This window comes from Achromobacter sp. NCFB-sbj8-Ac1-l (assembly GCF_052695805.1).
This window is the reverse complement of sequence record NZ_CP199812.1, coordinates 21714-39921: the sequence shown is the minus strand read 5'-3', so window position 1 is coordinate 39921 and position 18208 is coordinate 21714. Positions and strand designations below refer to the sequence as shown.

16 protein-coding genes are annotated in these 18208 nt (G+C 67.3%); 3 read left to right on the top strand and 13 right to left on the bottom strand.

Annotated elements, in window-relative coordinates; genetic code table 11:
- Positions 1 to 196: 196 nt before the first annotated feature.
- Positions 197 to 994, top strand: a complete 798-nt coding sequence (locus ACUDP5_RS00185; RefSeq protein WP_263915668.1) for a GntR family transcriptional regulator — start codon at positions 197 to 199, stop codon at positions 992 to 994.
- Here ACUDP5_RS00185 and ACUDP5_RS00180 read toward each other — a convergent pair.
- The 3 genes from ACUDP5_RS00180 to ACUDP5_RS00170 are packed head-to-tail and all read right to left on the bottom strand — an operon-like array spanning position 981 to position 5767.
- Positions 981 to 2696, bottom strand: coding sequence for a hydantoinase B/oxoprolinase family protein (locus ACUDP5_RS00180; protein ID WP_445657892.1), 1716 nt, complete (start codon positions 2694 to 2696; stop codon positions 981 to 983). The two genes, ACUDP5_RS00185 and ACUDP5_RS00180, sit on opposite strands and share 14 nt — an antisense overlap.
- Positions 2689 to 4746: a hydantoinase/oxoprolinase family protein gene (locus ACUDP5_RS00175; RefSeq protein WP_445657891.1), complete on the bottom strand. Its 2058-nt coding sequence runs from the start codon at positions 4744 to 4746 to the stop codon at positions 2689 to 2691. Before ACUDP5_RS00175 ends, ACUDP5_RS00180 begins: the two co-directional genes overlap by 8 nt.
- A 40-nt stretch (positions 4747 to 4786) precedes the next feature.
- Positions 4787 to 5767 carry a Bug family tripartite tricarboxylate transporter substrate binding protein gene (locus tag ACUDP5_RS00170; protein ID WP_445657890.1) on the bottom strand — a complete coding sequence of 327 codons (981 nt, stop codon included), beginning with the start codon at positions 5765 to 5767 and terminating at the stop codon, positions 4787 to 4789.
- A gap of 174 nt (positions 5768 to 5941) precedes the next feature.
- On the opposite strand from ACUDP5_RS00170, the gene ACUDP5_RS00165 reads away from it, so the two are divergent.
- Positions 5942 to 6838, top strand: a complete 897-nt coding sequence (locus ACUDP5_RS00165) for a LysR family transcriptional regulator (RefSeq protein ID WP_263915664.1) — start codon at positions 5942 to 5944, stop codon at positions 6836 to 6838.
- Between the two features lie 58 nt (positions 6839 to 6896).
- On the opposite strand, the gene ACUDP5_RS00160 is transcribed toward ACUDP5_RS00165, so the two are convergent.
- The 9 genes from ACUDP5_RS00160 to ACUDP5_RS00120 all read right to left on the bottom strand — a co-directional run bounded on the left by ACUDP5_RS00160 (position 6897) and on the right by ACUDP5_RS00120 (position 15649).
- Positions 6897 to 7730 carry an AraC family transcriptional regulator gene (locus ACUDP5_RS00160; RefSeq protein ID WP_445657889.1) on the bottom strand — a complete coding sequence of 278 codons (834 nt, stop codon included), beginning with the start codon at positions 7728 to 7730 and terminating at the stop codon, positions 6897 to 6899.
- Positions 7731 to 7863: 133 nt separating this feature from the next.
- Positions 7864 to 8802, bottom strand: a complete 939-nt coding sequence (locus tag ACUDP5_RS00155; RefSeq protein ID WP_263915341.1) for a glyoxylate/hydroxypyruvate reductase A — start codon at positions 8800 to 8802, stop codon at positions 7864 to 7866.
- Between the two features lie 88 nt (positions 8803 to 8890).
- Positions 8891 to 9961, bottom strand: a complete 1071-nt coding sequence (locus ACUDP5_RS00150; RefSeq protein ID WP_445657888.1) for an ABC transporter substrate-binding protein — start codon at positions 9959 to 9961, stop codon at positions 8891 to 8893.
- On the bottom strand, positions 9958 to 11127 hold the full coding sequence (locus tag ACUDP5_RS00145) for an FAD-binding oxidoreductase (protein WP_263915340.1): 1170 nt from the start codon (positions 11125 to 11127) through the stop codon (positions 9958 to 9960). The genes ACUDP5_RS00150 and ACUDP5_RS00145 overlap by 4 nt, the downstream gene beginning before the upstream one ends.
- On the bottom strand, positions 11124 to 12509 hold the full coding sequence (locus tag ACUDP5_RS00140) for an FAD-dependent oxidoreductase (RefSeq protein WP_445657887.1): 1386 nt from the start codon (positions 12507 to 12509) through the stop codon (positions 11124 to 11126). The genes ACUDP5_RS00145 and ACUDP5_RS00140 overlap by 4 nt, the downstream gene beginning before the upstream one ends.
- A complete protein-coding gene (locus ACUDP5_RS00135) occupies positions 12506 to 12844 on the bottom strand; it encodes a (2Fe-2S)-binding protein (RefSeq protein ID WP_445657886.1) in 339 nt (112 codons plus the stop codon). The genes ACUDP5_RS00140 and ACUDP5_RS00135 overlap by 4 nt, the downstream gene beginning before the upstream one ends.
- 37 nt (positions 12845 to 12881) lie before the next feature.
- Complete coding sequence (locus ACUDP5_RS00130) at positions 12882 to 13676, bottom strand: ABC transporter permease (protein WP_025140432.1); 795 nt, start codon at positions 13674 to 13676, stop codon at positions 12882 to 12884.
- 13 nt (positions 13677 to 13689) lie between these two features.
- Positions 13690 to 14577, bottom strand: coding sequence for an ABC transporter permease (locus ACUDP5_RS00125; protein ID WP_263915336.1), 888 nt, complete (start codon positions 14575 to 14577; stop codon positions 13690 to 13692).
- 1 nt (position 14578) lies between these two features.
- Entirely contained in the window at positions 14579 to 15649 is a 1071-nt protein-coding gene (locus ACUDP5_RS00120) for an ABC transporter ATP-binding protein (protein ID WP_445657885.1), read from the bottom strand.
- Positions 15650 to 15859: 210 nt separating this feature from the next.
- On the opposite strand from ACUDP5_RS00120, the gene ACUDP5_RS00115 reads away from it, so the two are divergent.
- A complete protein-coding gene (locus ACUDP5_RS00115) occupies positions 15860 to 16702 on the top strand; it encodes an IclR family transcriptional regulator (RefSeq protein ID WP_263915334.1) in 843 nt (280 codons plus the stop codon).
- Between the two features lie 245 nt (positions 16703 to 16947).
- On the opposite strand, the gene ACUDP5_RS00110 is transcribed toward ACUDP5_RS00115, so the two are convergent.
- The gene (locus ACUDP5_RS00110) at positions 16948 to 18111 is read right to left on the bottom strand and encodes an alpha-hydroxy acid oxidase (protein WP_445657884.1); all 1164 of its coding nucleotides are present in this window, start codon (positions 18109 to 18111) and stop codon (positions 16948 to 16950) included.
- Positions 18112 to 18208: the final 97 nt, after the last annotated feature.

The following is an 18208-nucleotide window of genomic DNA, read 5'->3' as shown; positions in this document are numbered from 1 at the left end:
AACTGCCTGATGCCGCCTGATCGGGAAAGGACGCGCCGCTGCAAAAAAAAGAACCGCCCCGCTTGCCCCGCGAACCCATGTCGGCCGTACAATTTGTCCGTACATGAATGTCCGGACAAATAATGGATCGGACGAGACAACGTTGTCAATCGGTTATTGTCCGTACAAACCCCGATAGAACGAGAAAGGAGCCCCCATGACCCGATCCTCAGAACGCGTGGCCGCGCCCCATGGCGCGCGCGAAGCGCGCGGCCGGGCCGAGGCCCCGGATGATGACGCCGGCGGCCCGCGCTACAAGAGCATCTACCAGCAGCTGGCGCGCGACATCGGCGCGGGCCGCTACCCCGTCATGACGTTGCTGCCCACCGAGCACGAACTGTGCGACCAGTTCGGTGCCAGCCGCCACACTATCCGCGAAGCGATCCGCATGCTCACCGTGGCGGGCATGGTGTCGCGCCGGCCCGGCGTGGGCACGCGCGTCGAAACCGCCAGCGCCAGCACCCGCTTCACGCAGCGCATTTCGCAGTTCCCCGACCTGCTGCAATACGCCCGCAATGCCGCGCTGCTGGTGCAGGACGTACGCACCATCAAGCTGACGCGGCGCCTGGCCGAAACGCTGGGGTGCGAGGCCGGCCAGTCGTGGCTGCACATCAATTCGATCAAGACGCTGGGCGACCAGGACACGCCGGTGGCCTGCACGCTGATCTACGCCGACCCCGCGCATTCCGACCTGCGCGCCGATATCCAGCCACGCATCTCGTTGCTGCGCCTGATCGAAGACCACTTCGGCAACCGCATCCACGAGGTCAACCAGGAATTCTCGGCCACGCCGATTGCGGCCAGCATCGCCCGGCAGCTTCAGGTGGAACCGAAGACGGCGGGCTTTGTCATCACCCGCCGCTACTACGGCAGCGGCGGGGTCTTGCTGCTGGCCACCATCACCACGTTCCCGCACGACAAAATGAAGTATTCGATGTCGCTCAACGTGGCGTAGCCTCGTAACCGTAGTCCGCCTGCGCCGCCGCGGCGCTGATCTTGCCGTCGGCCAGGTCGCGTTCGATGCGGGCGCGGCTGCGCTGGGCCGGCGCGCCATAGCCGCCCGCGCCCGGCGTTTCGATGCGCACGCTGTCGCCCGGCGCCAAAGCGATGTTGGCAGTCTTGGAAAACAGCACTTCCTGACCCGGCGTACCGAAATTGCGAATCAGGCGGGCCCGGCGCCCGTCGCCACCGCCCTCCACGCCTGCGGCCACGCCCACCGTATGGCTGTCCGAGCGCGCCGAAAAGACGATGCCCGGTCCCACCGCGCGAATCTGCTTGGCAATGCCCATGCCGCCGCGCGTGCGGCCCGCGCCGCCCGAGTCCTGGATCATCGCGTACTCATCCATCAGCAGCGGGTATTCGTTTTCCAATGCTTCCACGGGCAGGTTCGACGTGTTGGTCATGTGCACGTGCACCGCATCCATGCCGTCGGCATCGAAGCGCGCACCGGCGCCGCCACCCAGCGTCTCCAGATACACGAAATGGCCCGCGCGTTCGCGCCAGCGGCCCGAGAACACGATGGCGGGGCAGCAGTCGTTGCTGGACGCCATGGTCTTTTCCGCCGGCAGCAGGCCGCGGAACGCGCCGAAGATGGCGCCCGCCACTTTCTGCGCGGTGATCGAGCGCGCCCCCACCGCCGCCGGATGTTCGGGGTTGGTGATGGTGCCCACCGGCGCCGACACGCGGATGGGATCGAACAGGCCGGCGTTGGGCGCCAGGTCTGGATCCAGCAGCGCCTTCACGGCGTAGTACACGCAGGCCCGCAGGGCGTTGAACGGCAGGTTCATCGCACCACGCGCCTGTTTGCCCGAGCCTTCGAAATCGAAGTGCAGGCCGTCGCGGCTGACGGTCAGCGTCACCTGGATCGGCACGGGGTCGCCGCCCATGCCGTCGTCATCCAGGTCGCTGCGGAAGGTGTAGCTGCCCAGCGCCAGTTCCTGGATGCGGTTGAGCAGGCGCCGGCGCGTATACGTGATGACGTCGTCGACCGAACGCAGCACGGCGTCCAGGCCCATCTGGCGGATCAGGCCCTGCACCGCGGCCGCGCCGCGGCGGTTGGTGGCCATCTGCACCCGCAGGTCCAGCACGCGCTCTTCGGGGTCGCGGGTGTTGGCGCAGATCAGGCGCAGCAGGTCTTCGTCGACCTCGCCGGCCCGTGCGATGCGGCAGGCCGGAATGCGGATGCCTTCTTCGAAGATCGATTTCAGCCCGCCCGCGATGGACCCCGGCACCGCGCCGCCCACGTCGGAATGGTGCGCGATGTTGGCCGCAAAGAACCGCAGCGTGCCGTCCCAGAACACCGGCGTGACGATGTTGATGTCGGGCAGGTGGCTGCCGTCCGCCAGGTAGGGATCGTTGCAGATGAACACGTCGCCATCGCGAATCTCGCCCTGCGGGAAGGTGCGCAGGATCGCGCCCATGGCGCCGTCCAGCGAGCCCAGGTGCAGCGGAATCTGCGTGCCTTGCGCCACCAGCCGCCCGGCGGCATCGAACAGCGCCACCGAGCAGTCCTTGCGTTCCTTGATGTTGGTCGAGAACGACGCACGCACCAGCGTATTGTTCATGTCCTCGGTAATCGACAGCAGGCGGTTGCAGAACACCTCCATGCCCACGGGGTCGGCCAGCGCCGCTCCCGATTCTTCTTTGGCTTCACGCATCGCAGCCTCCTTGCAGACGGATGATCAGGTTGCCGAATTCGTCGACCACGACGTCCTGGCCGGCGCCAACGACGGTGGTCGAGCTCATTTCTTCCAGCAGGGCGGGGCCGGTGAAGCGCACGCCGGTGGGGACGCGTTCGCGGTCATACACCGGCGTGTCCAGCCAGCCATGGTGGGCGCCGAAATAGGCGCGGCGTTCGCCGATGCGGGCCTCCTGCAACGTGCCGCCGACATGGCGCGGCGCGAGCGGCGCCTTCACGACCTGGCCCACGGCCTGCATGCGGCAGTTGATGATCTGCACCTTGCGGTCCTCGACCGTGTAGCCGTATTCCCGTTCGTGCGCCTCGTTGAAGCGCCGCGCGAATTCCACGTAGCCGCCCGCGCCGGTGTCGTCCAGGCTGACCTGCACTTCGAAATTCTGGCCTTCGTAGCGGGCGTCAATGGCGCTGCGAGTCAGGCGCAGCGAGGGTTCGACGCGTTCGTCGTCCAGCCAGCGCTCGGCCTGCCCGCGCAGGCCCTCGAAGATCGCCGACACGCCCGCCCAGGTGGCTTCGCTGGCCAGCGATATCTCGCTGCGCACGAAGTCGAAAGAGATATCGCTCAAGAGAATGCCGCGCGCACACATGGTGCCGGGCTCCTGCGGCACGATCACCACGGGAATGCCGCATTCCTCGGCGACTTCCACCGCATGCAGCGGGCCGGCGCCGCCGTAGGCATACAGCGCAAACTGCGACAGGTCGTAGCCCCGCTCGGTGGACACGGCGCGGATGGCGCGGCTCATGTTGGCCGCCGCGATCCGCAGGATGCCTTCGGCGGCCGTTTCGCGGTCCAGCCCCAGCGGCTGGGCCACGCGCGCATCGATCACCTGGCGCGCGGCCTCGGCGTGCACCGGCATGCGTCCGTTCAAGAGCGCCACCGGATTCAGGCGCTGCAAGGCAATCTCGGCATCGGTGATGGTCGGCTCGGTGCCGCCACGCCCATAGCCCACCGGCCCGGGCACCGCGCCCGCGCTGTGCGGCCCCACCTTCAGGGCGCCCGCGTCATCCAGCCAGGCAATGCTGCCGCCGCCCGCGCCGATCACGTGGATATCCACCATCGGCGTCTTGACCGGATAGCCGGCCACCTGACGGTGAGACGTGAACAAGGGCCGCCCGTCGCAGATCAGCGACACATCGGTGCTGGTGCCGCCCACGTCGAACGTCACCAGGTTCAGGCTGCCGATGGCGCGCCCCACCGCGGCGGCGCCCACCACGCCCGCGGCCGGCCCCGACAGGCAGGTGCGCACCGGATATTGGCGCACGGTGGCGATCGACATCAGCCCGCCATTCGAATGGATGGTGTGCGGCTCATGAGCGATGTCCAGCTCGCGCACGCGTTGCAGAAAGCGTTCGAGGTAGCGCGCCATCTTCGGCCCTACGGCGGCATTGAGCACCGTAGTGGACAGGCGTTCGTACTCGCGGAACTCGGGCAGCACCTCGGACGACAGGCTCACGTACGCATCGGGCATTTCTTCGGCCACGATGCGCGCGGCGGCTTGCTCGTGCGCCGGGTTTCGGTAGGCGTGCAGAAAGCAGATCGTCACGGCGTCGATGCCGGCCTGGGCGAACTTGCGCGCCGCGGCGCGCACCTGTTCGGAGTCCAGCGCGGTCAGTACGTCGCCTTGCGCATTGATGCGTTCGCGCACTTCGACGCGGAACTCGCGCGGCACCGCCACCGGCGGTTTGCCGACGCTGTAGTCGTAGAGGTGCGGACGCGTCTGCCGGCCGATCTCCAGCACATCGCGAAAGCCCTGCGTGGTGATCAGCCCCACGCGGGCGCCCTTGCGCTCGATGATGAGATTGGTGGCCACCGTCGTGCCGTGGCCCACGTGCGACACCTGCGACGGTGACACCCCGTGGTCCGCCAGCATCTGGCCGATGCCGGTGGCAATGGCCTCTGACGGGTCCTGCGGCGTGGACGGCACTTTGTGAAAGTGCACCACGCCCCGGTCTTCGTCGATCATCGTGAAGTCGGTGAACGTGCCGCCGACGTCTATCCCTATGCGATACATGCTTGTGTTTCCCAGAGAAAAATGAAGGGCGCCGCCGCGTTCAATCCAGGTGGATGCCGGCCTGCTTGACCACGCCGCACCACTTGTTGATTTCGTCCTTGATCATGGTGTCGAAGGCCGGGCCCGACACGTCCGATACCTGCGCGCCCTGCTGTTCCAGATAGGTCTTCATGGCCGGTGCGTGCAGGGTCTGCACCAACGCATCGGTGAGCTTCTGGCGCAGCGGTTCGGGCAGCTTGGCGGGCGCAAGCATGCCGAACCACACCATGGCCTCGTAGCCCGGATAGCCGGATTCGGCCACCGTGGGTACGTCAGGCAGCATGCTGGAGCGCTGCGGCGAGGTCACCGCCAGCGCCTTGATCTTGCCGTCCTTGATGTAGGGGTAGGACGTCATCACCACGTCCATCATCATGTTGATCTGGCCGCTCACCAGGTCGATCAGCGCCGGGCCCGACCCCCGGTACGGCACGTGCACCATGGACACGCCCGCCGTGTTCTTGAACAGTTCGGCCGCCAGGTGGTTGGAGGTGCCCTGGCCGTTGGAGGCGAACGAGTATTTCTCGGGATCCTTCTTGAGCAGCGCCACGAACTCCTGCAGCGTGTTGGCCGGCACCGACTGGTTGACCGACATCACGTTGGGAATGGTGGCCACCACACTCAGCGGCGTGAAGTCCTTGACCGGGTCGTAGGGCAGCTTCGAATACACGCAGGGCGCGCTGCCGTGCGTGCTGACGGACCCCATCAGGATGGTGTAGCCATCGGGCGGCTGGCGCGCCACGTAGTCGGTGCCGACGGTGCCGCCCGCGCCGGGACGATTTTCAACGATGACGTTGGCGGACAGGCGCTGACCCAGTCCTTCGGCGAGCTTGCGCGCGATCAGGTCGGTGGAACCGCCCGCCGCGAAAGGCACGACGATGCGGATCACTTTGTCGGGCCAGTCGGCTCGCGCCGGCAGGGCGGCCGCGGCCAGCGCGACGCTCCCGAATGCAAGACAGCACTTGCGAATAAACGCTGCGTTCATGGCTTGGTTTCCCCTTGTTGATAGAACTTCCTTGCAGCCGGATCATGCGTGTCCAGCCTGAGAGGCATTGCCTCGGGTTCACTGCAACAACGGGGACATCCTAGGCTTGGCGGGCATCTGCCAGCAGCCCTGGCGGTTTATATTGGTATAGATGCCATTTATAGGTGGGCAGTCGTGAAGAATCCGGACCTGAATCTGCTGCTGCATTTCGATGCGCTGATGGCCTGCCGCAATGTGTCGCGGGCAGCCGAGCAGCTGGGCATCAGCCAGCCTGCGATGAGCGCGGCGATGAACCGGCTGCGCCAGCTGTTCGGCGATCCGCTGCTGGTGCGCGAGGGCGGTGCATGGCAACCGACGTTGCGGGCGCAGGAGCTGCATCAGGGCTTTCAGCCCCTGCTCGAAAGCTGGCGCCGCGCCACCCGCACGCGCGAGGTGTTCGATCCGGCGCATTCGTCGCGCAGCCTGTCGTTCTATGCGACCGACTATGTGCAGTACACGCTGCTGCCCAAACTTATCCCCAGGCTGGCGGTGGACGCGCCGCATTTCCAGCTGCTGATCGTGCCGGCGCGGCCGCAGCATGGCTTGAGCATGCTGGACACCAATCATGTGGAATTGATCGCGGGGTACTTTCCCGACCCCGCACCGGATCTGCGCACGCGCTTCCTGTACCAGGAGCCGGCGGTGTGCATCGTGCGCGAAGGCCACCCGTGCCTGCGCAAGCGCTGGAACCTGGATGCCTACCTGAGCTACGGGCACCTGGACCTGGCCGCCCATACGCGCTATTTCAGCACCGCGATCGATCGCATCCTGATGGGGCAGAACCGCAGCCGGCGAATCGTGGCAACGCTGTCGAGCTACATGGTGTGCCCGTTCATCGTCGAGGCCTCGGACCTGATCGCGACGATGCCGGTCAGCATCGCAAAGGCCATGTCGGGCAGCGCGCGCATCGTGACGTTGAAGGCGCCGCTGAGCCTGCCGGCGATCACGGTGTCGCTGTATTGGCACGAGCGCTACCAGGACGATCCGGCGCACGCGTGGCTGCGGCAGTATCTGGCGGGGGTGTTGGGCTAGGGCCTGTCGGGATCGACAGGCCCCGGGGTGTCGCCGTCGCTGGCGCGACGGGCCGCGCTTATTTCAGCGGCATGCAGATGCGCGTCTGCAGTTGTGCGGGCGGGGTGGTGCGCGGGTCGTTCAGGTATTGCTCGAACATGGGAAAGTCGGCGGGGACTTCGCCACTGCCGGGCAGCCATTGGGAGAACATCCAGTTATAGGGCTTGTCCATTTCGTTGTAGGGCCCGGTGTAGGTGAGGATGGCGCAGCGGCCGGCGGGGATCTCGAAGCGTTCGAGTTCGTCGCCCAGGTCGGCGTCGGGCGCGACGGACATGCCGGCCAGGGAACGCAGCTGGCTGACGGGCACTTGTTCGGGGTCGTCCAAGTACACGCCAAAGCCGATGGATTCGGGCATTGCCAGCCCGCGGCTGCCAGCCAGCATGAAGGCGCGGGTGAAGACGGGGCCGATCTCCTGGTAGCTGCCACGGTGCCGCAAGGCGGCCAGAACGGCGCCAGGGAAGGTTTCGATGGTGATGGGGTACATGCGTTGCTCCTGAGGGTCGAAGGGTCGGGAGCGGGCCGCGCGGTAGCGCCCCGGCGAGATGCCGAAGGTGGCGCCGAAGGCTCGGTTGAAGGCGGCGTCCGACTCGTAGCCGGCTCGCTGCGCAACGTCTCGCAGTGAAACCCCGGTGCCGCCCAATGCGACCGCCGCGCGATGCATGCGGATGCGTTGCACGGTGGCGTTGACCGTTTCACCCATCATGGCGCGGTAGACGCGATGGAAGTGATACGGGGACAGGCAGGCGAGGTCGGCCAGGTGGTACAGGTCCGGGTCGGCGTCGGGGTTGCTTGCCAGCCAGCGCAGGACGGGGTCCATGCGGAGGGCGTATTGGGTTTTGGTTTGGGGTTTCACTTGCGGGCTCCTTGGGGAGCAATGTAGGGCGTGTTCGTTTGCAGATTTTGCGGTTTTTTGCTGGTGGCGGGTGGAGTTCTTTAGACGCCTGGGGCGCCGGGGCAGTGGGGGTGCGCGCTTGCGCCGGCGGCTATCAGTAGCCGCGTGCCGGGTCGTAGATGTTGGGGAGGGCTTCGCCGCGTTCGTTTGCTTCGATCAGCCAGGCGGTGTGTCTGGCACGTTCTTCGCGGTCGGGGATCGCCGCGCAGTGGGGGGTGATGATGATGTTGGGGTGGGTCCAGAGGGGGGAGTCTGGGGGCAGGGGTTCGGGGTCGAAGACGTCCAGGACGGCCTGGTGCAGGTGGCCCGAGTTCAGGGCGTCCAGGACGTCCTGGGTGACCATGTGGGCGCCGCGGCCGGCGTTGATGAGGCTGGCGCCGCGGGGGAGTTGGGCGAAGGTGTCGCGGTTGAGGATGCCGCGGGTGGATTCGGTGGCGGGTAGCAGGCACACGAGGAGGTCGGTGCGGGACAGGAATTCGCCGAACTGGGCCTGGCCGGCGTAGGACGGCAGGCCGTCGGGCAGGGTGCTGGCGCCGCGCGACCAGCCGGCGACGGGGAAGCCGACGCGGGACAGCAGGCGGGCGGCGGCGATGCCCAGGTGGCCCAGGCCCATGATGCCGACGCGGATGTCGGCGGCAACGCGCAGGGAGTCGTACAGTTCCCAGTGGCGGCGGGCTTGCTGGTCGATGGCGCGTTTGACGTCGCGGGTCAGCATGAGGGCGCTGGTCAGGACGTATTCGGCCATTTCGGTTTCGGTGCGCGGCGTGACCATGCGGGCGATGCGCAGGTGGCGGGGCCAGGCGGGGTCGGAGACGATGTGGTCGACGCCGGCGCCGGCGCTGATGATGAGTTTGAGGCGGGGGAAGGTGGCGAGGCGGCCGGGGTCGGGGGCCCAGACCAGGGCGTAGTCGACGGTGGCGGGGTCGATGTCGTCGTGCCAATCGACCACGTCCAGGGCGGGCGCGTGGATCTTGAATTTTTCGCGCCATTCGTCGATGGCGCGAGGGCTGCCTGACCTGATGATGAGCCGCATGCCTGGCTTACTCCGTTGCGGGCGCGGGGCACCCTGGGGGGATCGGCGCCGCGCCGTCCTCGGTGGGGACGGCGCGGCGCGCCTTTGGTCAGCGTTCGACGGTGCGGTTCCAACGCGCGTTGAAGGCGGGACGGGTGGCGTTGATCTGGTCCCAGTCCAGGATCTTGGCGTTGGCCATGTAGCCCTGGAAGCGCGTGAGCGCTTCTTCGTTGCCGGCCGGCGGCTGAACGTTCTTATTGGACGGGAAATGGCCGCCCATTTCCAGTGCCTTGGCCTGGGCCTGGGCAGACAGCAGGTACAGGGCCAGTTTCTGGGACAGTTCGGGTTCGCTGTTCTTGGCGATGACGCATTCGCCGACCATCAGGATGACCGAGCCTTCTTTGGGCTGGACGTATTCCACGGGAATGTCGCGCTTTTTGAGGCGGGCGATGGCGGTGGGGGTCAGCGGGAAGATGGCGGCTTCGTTGGACTGGATCATTTCGGCCAGCTTGGCCGAGTTGGGGATGTACTCCAGCACGTTGGGGCCGATGGTGGCGGGCCACTGCTTGAAGCCGGGTTCGGTGTTCTGGTCGGTGCCGCCCTGGATGCGGTTGAACATCAGGAAGCCGTGCAGGCCGAAGGTGCTGCCGGACGCAGACTGGAAGACGACCTTGCCCTTGTATTTGGGGTCGGCCAGGTCCATCCACGAGGTGGGCGGGGCCCAGCCTTTGTCGGCGAACAGCTTGGTGTTGTAGCCCAGGCCGGTCATGCCGATGTCGATGCCGGCGGCCATGCGGTCTTTCATGACGGCGGTGGGGTACAGCTCTTTGAGCACCGGGTCGTCGTTGAGCTGTTCGCACAGGCCCATGGAGATGGCGCGCGCCATGATGCCGTCGTCCAGGAACATGACGTGCATCTGCGGCTTGTCCTTGAAGGCCTGGGCCTTGGCCAGCACGTCGGTGGACGTGCCGGGCACGACGACGATCTTGACGTTGTTGGCCTTCTCGAAATCGGGGAACACGTACTGGGTGAAGGCGCGCTCCATGTCGCCGCCGTTCATGCCGACGTACAACGTCTTTTGCTGCGCCATGGCCCCGACCGACAGCGCGGCCAATGCAGCGCCCAGCAGCCACTTCCCCTTGTGCAGGCGGCCCTTGCCGCCCTGTTTCTTGTCCATCATGGTGACTCCAGCGTTTGCTCACGAACAGGCCCCAACCGAGGCACGGCGCCGTGAGCGGCCCCCGTGTATCGTCCAATGCCGAAGGCATCGATGGGAATGGAAGACCGGCCGTGCACGACCAGTTCGGAAAGCACTTCGCCCACGGCGGGGCCGATCTGAAAGCCCGCGCCCGACAGGCCGAAGGCATGGAACAGGCCCGGCACGGTGGCACTGGGGCCCAGCACCGGGTTGTGGTCGGGCATGTTGCCTTCGACGCCGGTCCAGAAGCGGATGACCTGGGCGCCGCGCAGTGCGGGTAACAGGCGCTGCGCGTTGGCCAGGAGCGGGCCGGTGGCGTCGCGGCCGGGCCGGGCGTAGTCGGGGCCGGACGCGACCGCGCGGCCGCCGCCGATGACGCAGTTGCCGCGCGCCACCTGGCGTGCATAGATGCCGCCGCCCTGCATGCCCAGGCTGACGTCCATGAAGAGGGGCAGGGGCTCGGTCACCATCATGAGCGGATGGATCGAGGTTTCGGGCACGGTTTCGCCAAAGCCCTGGGCGAAGCGGCCGGCCCAGGCACCCGCGCAGTTCAGGAGAAAGCGCGCGCGCACTTCCAGGTCACCCGCGCGCAGCACGAAGCGGTCGCCATCATGAATGGCTTCGATGACGGCGGCGCCTTCGCGCACGTCCGCCCCCAGCGCGCGCGCCGCGCGGCCAAAGGCCGGCGACACCAGCCGCGGATTGGCGTGGCCGTCGTCGGGGCAGAGCGAGCCGCCCACGACCTGTTCACCCAGCCAGCCGAAGCGGCGCGCCAGCGCACGCCGGTCCAGCATCTGCAGGTTCATGCCAAAGCCGCGGGTCTGTTCGCGATAGGCGTGCAGGGCTTGCAGGTCGGCCTCGGAACAGGCGAGCTTCAAATGACCGGAGCGCACGTATTCGCCATCGATGCCGATCAGTTGCGGTAACTGGCCCCAGAGTTCGTGCGCGCGGCGGGCCAGGGGCATCTGTTCCAGCCCGCGGCCCTGGCGGCGCACGCCGCCGTAGTTCACGCCGCTGGCGCGGGCGCCGCACAGCGCGGCTTCCAGCAGCACCACTGGCAGACCCAGGCGGCGCAGGAACAGCGCGGCGCTGCCGCCGACGATGCCGCCGCCGATGATGGCGACTTCGGTGTCGATGCGTTCGATCATGGCGCGGCCCGTCCGGAACGATCCAGGCAGACGATGTCCACCGGGATGGGCTTGACGGGCGGCTGGTTGCGCAAGCGGCCCACGCCGTCGGGCGGCGCGCCGCAGGCATGCGCCAGCACTTCGGCGGCGCCCGCGCCGCACATGCGGCCCTGGCAGCGGCCCATGCCTACGCGGGTCAGCGCTTTCAGACGGTTCAATTCGCGCGCGCCGGTGGTGTGGATGGCGGCACGCATCGTGCCCGCGGTGATTTCCTCGCAACGGCACACCACCGTGTCATCGGCGATGTCGGCCGCCCAGTCGTCGGGAAACGGAAACGCGCGTTCCAGCGCATCGCGCACGCGGCCGTTGGCGGCCAGGCGGGCTTCGAGTTGGCGCGCGCGGCCGCCGGGCTGTGGATAACCCGCATCCTCCAGCAATGCCAGCGCGGCGCGTTCGCCGGCCAGCTCGGCCGCGTCGGCGCCGCCGATGCCCGCGCCATCGCCCGCGACGTAGACGCCGGCAACGCTGCTGCGCCCGGCGGCATCGCGCCGCGGCGTCCAGTTGCGGTCGCGGGCGTGGAAGTCGAACTGGCAGCCCGCCAGGCTGGCCAGTTGCGTTTCGGACCGCAGGGACAAGCCGTAGCCCACCGCATCGCAGTCGATACGGTGCTGATGTTCACCCTGTCGATAGACCAGTCCGGTGACCCGCGCGTCGCCTTCGGCCCGTACCGGCCGCACGCCGCTTTTCAACGGCACGCCATGCGCGCGCAGCCACGCCAGGTAATACAGCCCCTTGGCCAACAGGTCTGGCGCGCGCAGCAGGCCGGGCAGGGCAGCCAGGCGGTCCGCAAAGCGCGAGGTATCGAGCACCGCGGCCACCTTCGCGCCGGCCTTGGCGTATTGGTAGGCCACCAGATACAGCAGCGGGCCGGTGCCCAGGAACACGACGCGCGAGCCGATGGCGCAGCCCTGGTGCTTCAGCGCCACCTGCGAGCCGCCCAGGGTATAGACGCCCGGCGTCAGCCAGCCGGGAAAGGGCAGCACGCGGTCGGTGGCGCCGGTAGCCAGGATCAGGTGCGTGTAGGGCACCGGCGCGCTGGCGCCGTCTTGCAGCACATCCAGCACCTTGCCTTCGGCGTTCCAGACCAGGCTGCCGGGCCGGTAGTCGATGCGCGGCAGCAGTTCGTCCATCTGGCGGTGCAGGGCATCGGCCTTGCGGTGTTCGAAGCCGTACAGCGCCTTCCCGGGCCGCGTAAAGCCCGGCGGCGGCTGGCGGTAGATCTGGCCGCCGGCGCGCGGCGCCTCGTCCAGCACCACGGGCCGCAAGCCCTGCGCGACCAGCGCCTGGGCCGCGCGCACGCCGGCCGGGCCGGCCCCCACGATCACGGGCAGGATGATGCTCATGGCGCGTCGCCCTCGGGCCAGGCCGCGGCCAGCGTGCCCGGCACCGCGGCCGGCAGCAGCGCGCTGCTGCGCAGGCGCATGTCCGGTTCGATATAGGTGGAGCAGGCGCGCAGGCGGGTGCCGTCTTCACGCTGCATCCAGCAGTCCTGGCAGGCGCCCATCATGCAGAACCCGGCGCGCGGCGCGCCGCCGAATTCCGACAAGCGCAGGCGCTCGGCCTGGGTCAGCACCGCCGTCAGCACCGTGTCGCCGGCCAGAGCCACGCAAGGCTTGCCGTCCAGCGTGAACGCCACGGAGGGCCGTGCCGTTTCGGCCAGCCGTTTCAGTATTGCCATGGTTCCCGGGCCTCCCGTCCCGCGTCCGGCCTGGAATTCATTTCTGCCCCACCAGCACCCGGTCCAGCCCGTAGGCGCGATCCAGCAGCAGCATGGTCACCGCGGTCAGGCCGATGACCAGGGCCGACACGGCGGCCATCATCGGGTCGATCGATTCGGTGGCATACATGTACATGCGCACGGGCAGCGTGATGGTCGACGGCGCGGTGATGAACACCGACATGGTCAGCTCGTCGAAGCTGTTGATGAACGCCAGCAGCCAGCCGCCGGACACGCCGGGGATGATGAGCGGCAGCGTCACCTGGAAAAACACCGTGGCGCGGCTGGCGCCCAGCGACAGCGCCGCGTGCTCGATCGAACGGTCAAAGCCCACCAGCGCGCCGATCACCAGCCGCATCACGTACGGCGTGATGACCACGACGTGGCTGAACACCAGCCACGGAAAACTGCCTGTCATGCCCAGCAGCGCGAAGAAGCGCAGCAGCGCCACGCCCAGCACCAGGTGTGGAATCATCAGCGGCGACAGGAACAGTCCATTGAGCGCATCGCGCCCCGGAAAGCGGTAGCGCGTGATGGCAATCGCCGCCGGCACCGCCAGGCACACGGCGATGCTGGCCGACAGGAACGCCAGCCACAGGCTGTTCTGGAAAGCCTGCATGAAATTGGGGTGCTCGAACACTGCGCGGAACCAGCGCAGCGAGAACTGCGTGGTCGGCACCGTCAGCGTCGACTCGGGCGTGAACGCCACCAGGCACACGATGACCAGCGGCGCCAGCACGAACGCCACCACCAGGAAATTGAACGCCAGCGCGATGGGACCGTTCTTCTGCATGATCGTGTCCCCTTCAGCCCAGGCTGCGGCGGTAAGAGCGTTCCACCACGCGGTTGTACGCCATCATGATGATCACGTTGACCACCAGCAGCACGATCGCGATGGCCGCGCCCAGCGGCCAGTTCAGCTCGGTCAGGAACTCGTCGTACACCACCGTGGCCACCATCTTCAGACGGCGTCCGCCCAGCAGCGCGGGAATCGCGAACGAACTGGCCGACAGGCCGAACACGATCAGGCTGCCCGACAGAATGCCGGGCATCGCCTGCGGCAGCACGATGCGCAGCAGCGTCTGAAAGCGCGAGGCATTGAGCGACAGCGCGGCGTGTTCGACGGCCGGATCCAGCTTCTGCAACGACGTCCACACCGGAATCACCATGAACGGCAGCATCACGTGCACCAGGCCGATGATGACGGCAGTGGGCGTGTACAGCAGCGGCCCCAGGCCCACCGCCGCCGCCGCGCGGCCGATCACGCCGCCCGGCCCCAGCAGCATGCTCCAGCCGAACGCGCGCACCACCAGCGAGATCAGCAAAGGCGACAGCACCACCAACAGGAAGATCGAGCGCCACGGCTTGCCCATGCGCGACAGGATGTAGGCTTCGGGCGCGCCGATCAGCACGCAGATCAAGGTGGTGACGCCCGCGATCCAGAACGTGCGCCAGAAGATCTCAAGGAAATAGCTGTCGGTCACCACCGCCAGGTAGTGCTCGAACGTGTGCCCGGGCAGGATGCCCGCGCCGTAGTCGAACGGCCGGAACGACAGCACGAACGTCAGCGCCAGCGGGGTCAAGACCAGCGTCAGGAACACGATCGCCAGCGGAATCGAGCCCAGGATGGCCAGGAGACCATCGGTGCGCGGCTTGGGCGCGCTGGCGGCGCCGGGTTGGGTCAGCGTCGTCATGTCAGGCCTCTTCGGGCACGGCCGGCGCGCGCAGCACACGCAACACACCCTCGGCCCAGTCCAGCCCGATGGCGTCGCCATCTTCGTGCGGCCGGCGGCCGTCGTTGGGCGTCAGCACCGTCAGCGCCCCCACCGGCGAATCCAGGTCATACATCCACTGGCTGCCCAGGAAATAGCGCGTGCTGACCACACAGGCCAGCTTGCCTTGGCCGGCCGCCACGGGAACCAGCTTTTCGGGCCGCAACGACAGCTGCACGCTGTCGCCATGACGCAGGCCCGTGCCATCGACCAGCACACGCAGCGCGCCGGTTTCCACTTCGGCCTGCTCGCCGCATCGCGTCACGCGGCCCGGCAGCAGATTGGTCTTGCCCACGAAGCGCGAGATGAATTCGGTCTGCGGATGCTCATACATGCGGTACGGCGCATCCACCTGCGTCGCGCGGCCATCCTGCATCACCACCACCCGGTCGCTGATCGACAGGGCCTCGGCCTGGTCGTGCGTCACCATCACCGTGGTCGTGCCGATTTTCTTCTGAATGCTGCGCAGCTCGAACTGCATGTCTTCGCGCAGCTTGGCGTCCAGGTTGGACAGCGGCTCGTCCAGCAGCAGCACCGGCGGGCGGATCACCAGCGCACGCGCCAGCGCCACCCGCTGACGCTGGCCGCCCGACAATTCGCGCGGAAAGCGGTCCGCGTGCTTGTCCAGCTTGACCAGGGCCAGCGCATCGCGCACCCGCTCCAGGCGCTCGGCGCGCTCCACCTTGCGCATCTTCAACCCGAAGGCCACGTTGTCCGCCACCGTCAGGTGCGGAAACAGCGCATAGCTCTGGAACACGATGCCCAGGCCGCGCGTGTTGGGCTTGGCATGCGTGATGTCGCGGCCATCCAGCGTGATCGCGCCCCGCGTCACGTCGGCAAAGCCCGCGATCATCTGCAGCGTGGTCGTCTTGCCGCAGCCCGACGGCCCCAGCAACGACACGAATTCCCCTTGCTCGACCGCCAGGTTCAGATCCGACACGACGCGCAGGTCGCCGTAATTCTTCGAGACGTTATCCAACCGCAAAAATGACATAGTCCAACCCCGTGGCCCGATATGGAGCGGTGCGCGGACCCGCCGGCCCAGCCGGACACCACCGCGCATTCGATGAGGCAGTCTAGGAGTCGCCGAAAAGTGCGGTCAATTAGGGTTTTCCGAAGAATCGAATTTTCTTAAAGTTATTTCCGTCTAACCGAATTTACTGATAAAAATACAGCTATATATTTTGATTATCGGAATTGGACAATGAAGAAATCAGAAACCAGCGAAGACGCCGGCGGCCAGGGCGTCCTGCAACGCGCCTTTGCCGTCCTGCGCGTACTGGCCGACGCCAAGGGCGAAAAACTGCGCCTGACCGACATCGCGGCCCGCACCGGCCAAGCCCAGGCCACCGTCCACCGCGTGCTGCAAGGGCTGGTGCAGGAGGGCATGGTCGAGCAACCCGCCCAAAGCAAGGGCTACCAACTCACCGTCGCCTTCTTCTCGCTGGCCGCCGCCGCCGGCAACCACCAGTCCACCCTGCGCTCGATCTACCGCCCCGCCATGCTGCGCCTGTGCGGCATGCTCAACGACACCGTCTTCCTGCTGGTGCGCAGCGGCTTTGACGCCGTCTGCCTGGACCGCATCGACGGCGCCTTCCCGGTGCGTTCACATACCGGCGACATCGGCGGCCGCGTGCCCCTGGGCCTGGGCCAGGGCGGCCTCGTCCTGCTCGCCAACCTGCCCCCCGCCGAACGCGAAGAAGTCCTGCGCTTCAACATCCCGCGCCTGCACCACCTGGGCTTTGTCGACGAAATCTCGATGCGCGTCGGCATCAAGGAATGCCTGGAACTCCAATACGCCCGCAGCAAAGGGCAGGGCGTCTTCCCCAACATCGCCGGCCTCGCCGTCCCGGTCCACGACCCCAACGGCGTCACCGTCGCCGCCCTCAGCGTCGCCGCCCCCGTCGAACGCATCAGCGACGAACGCCTCCCCCTGATCGTAGAAATCCTGCGCCGCGAAGCCGCCGGCATCAGCGCCCAACTCAACCCCTTCGACCCCGCGCTACGCCGCCCCAGCCAGTTCCTGGGCACGGGCAACCGCGAATGAGGGCAAGCGAAGCAACGCCCCGCAAGCGCGCAGCGAACCGCGCCAGGACGCAGCACACTGCGTAAGCTCAGACCCGGCCGCCCGCGCGGCCGGTCTGAGCGGGCGACGCAAGCCTCTCCCCCCCGGCCTCGCAGCGCCCCATTTCTCCGCACCGGGCGGCCTACGAAGCAATCCCCGCCAGCAAAAAACAAAGGCCGAGCAAGTCGCGCTCAGCGACTCCCCCGGCCTAGACAGCCCAAAAGAACTCAGACCGGATAGGTCCCAGGCAGCAAGATGCTCCGATCCCCGACATCGATGCTGCGACGCCCGCACAGCGCCATCGTCGTATCCATTTCCTTGTACAGGATCTCAAGCACCCGACGCACGCCATCCTGCCCAAAGGCGCCCAGGCCGTACAGGAACGCCCGCCCGATCATCGCGCCGCGCGCGCCCAGCGCCACGGCCTTCAGGATGTCCTGGCCGGAACGCACCCCGCCATCCATCCAGACTTCGATCTTCGAGCCCACCGCATCCGCAATACCCGGCAATGCCGCGATCGACGACATCGCGCCGTCCAGCTGACGCCCGCCATGGTTGCTGACGATCAGCGCATCGGCCCCGCTGTTGGCCGCCAACTGCGCATCCTCGACATCCAGGATGCCCTTGATGATCAGCTTGCCGCCCCAGCGCTGCTTGATCCATTCCACATCGTCCCAGCTCAGGCGCGGATCGAACTGCTCGGCCGTCCAGGCCGACAGCGACGACAGGTCGCTCACGCCCTTGGCATGGCCCACGATGTTGCCGAACGTGCGGCGCTTGGTGCCCAGCATGCCCATGCACCAGCGCGGCTTGGTCGCCAGGTTGATCAGGTTGCGGATCGTGGGTTTGGGCGGCGTCGACAGCCCGTTCTTGATGTCCTTGTGGCGCTGCCCCAGGATCTGCAGGTCCAGCGTCAGCACCAGCGCCGTGCAGCCGGCCGCCTTGGCGCGGTCGATCAGGTTGGCCACGAACTCGCGGTCGCGCATCACGTAGAGCTGGAACCAGAACGGCTTGCCGGTGGCCGCGGCCACGTCTTCGAGCGAACAGATGCTCATCGTCGACAACGTGAACGGCACGCCGAATTCCGCCGCAGCCTTGGCCGCCAGGATCTCGCCGTCGGCATGCTGCATGCCCGTCAGGCCCGTCGGCGAAATGGCCAGCGGCATCACCACGTCGTGTCCCACCAGCGTCGTGCGCAGCGAGCGGCCTTCCATGTTCACGGCCACGCGCTGACGCAGCTTGATCTTCTGGAAATCGCTTTCGTTGGCACGGTACGTACCTTCCGTCCAGGCGCCCGAATCGGCGTAGTCGTAGAACATGCGCGGCACGCGCTTTTGCGCAATCGCGCGCAGGTCTTCGATGCAGGTGATCGTGGAGAGATTAGCGGTCATGGTTATTTTTCTGGGAGAAGAGGGACGCATTCCCAGAGCGGCCGGCCTGCTGCGCGAACGCCCCGCGCGCCAATGCGCATTCGCCGTTCGCGCAAGG

Excerpts from the sequence above, each read along its gene's own strand:
- ACUDP5_RS00185 (WP_263915668.1), top strand. The coding sequence starts at position 197 with ATGACCCGATCCTCAGAACGCGTGGCCGCGCCCCATGGCGCGCGCGAA.
- ACUDP5_RS00180 (WP_445657892.1), bottom strand. The coding sequence starts at position 2,696 with ATGCGTGAAGCCAAAGAAGAATCGGGAGCGGCGCTGGCCGACCCCGTG.
- ACUDP5_RS00175 (WP_445657891.1), bottom strand. The coding sequence starts at position 4,746 with ATGTATCGCATAGGGATAGACGTCGGCGGCACGTTCACCGACTTCACG.
- ACUDP5_RS00170 (WP_445657890.1), bottom strand. The coding sequence starts at position 5,767 with ATGAACGCAGCGTTTATTCGCAAGTGCTGTCTTGCATTCGGGAGCGTC.
- ACUDP5_RS00155 (WP_263915341.1), bottom strand. The coding sequence starts at position 8,802 with ATGCGGCTCATCATCAGGTCAGGCAGCCCTCGCGCCATCGACGAATGG.
- ACUDP5_RS00150 (WP_445657888.1), bottom strand. The coding sequence starts at position 9,961 with ATGATGGACAAGAAACAGGGCGGCAAGGGCCGCCTGCACAAGGGGAAG.
- ACUDP5_RS00145 (WP_263915340.1), bottom strand. The coding sequence starts at position 11,127 with ATGATCGAACGCATCGACACCGAAGTCGCCATCATCGGCGGCGGCATC.
- ACUDP5_RS00140 (WP_445657887.1), bottom strand. The coding sequence starts at position 12,509 with ATGAGCATCATCCTGCCCGTGATCGTGGGGGCCGGCCCGGCCGGCGTG.
- ACUDP5_RS00135 (WP_445657886.1), bottom strand. The coding sequence starts at position 12,844 with ATGGCAATACTGAAACGGCTGGCCGAAACGGCACGGCCCTCCGTGGCG.
- ACUDP5_RS00130 (WP_025140432.1), bottom strand. The coding sequence starts at position 13,676 with ATGCAGAAGAACGGTCCCATCGCGCTGGCGTTCAATTTCCTGGTGGTG.
- ACUDP5_RS00125 (WP_263915336.1), bottom strand. The coding sequence starts at position 14,577 with ATGACGACGCTGACCCAACCCGGCGCCGCCAGCGCGCCCAAGCCGCGC.
- ACUDP5_RS00120 (WP_445657885.1), bottom strand. The coding sequence starts at position 15,649 with ATGTCATTTTTGCGGTTGGATAACGTCTCGAAGAATTACGGCGACCTG.
- ACUDP5_RS00115 (WP_263915334.1), top strand. The coding sequence starts at position 15,860 with ATGAAGAAATCAGAAACCAGCGAAGACGCCGGCGGCCAGGGCGTCCTG.
- ACUDP5_RS00110 (WP_445657884.1), bottom strand. The coding sequence starts at position 18,111 with ATGACCGCTAATCTCTCCACGATCACCTGCATCGAAGACCTGCGCGCG.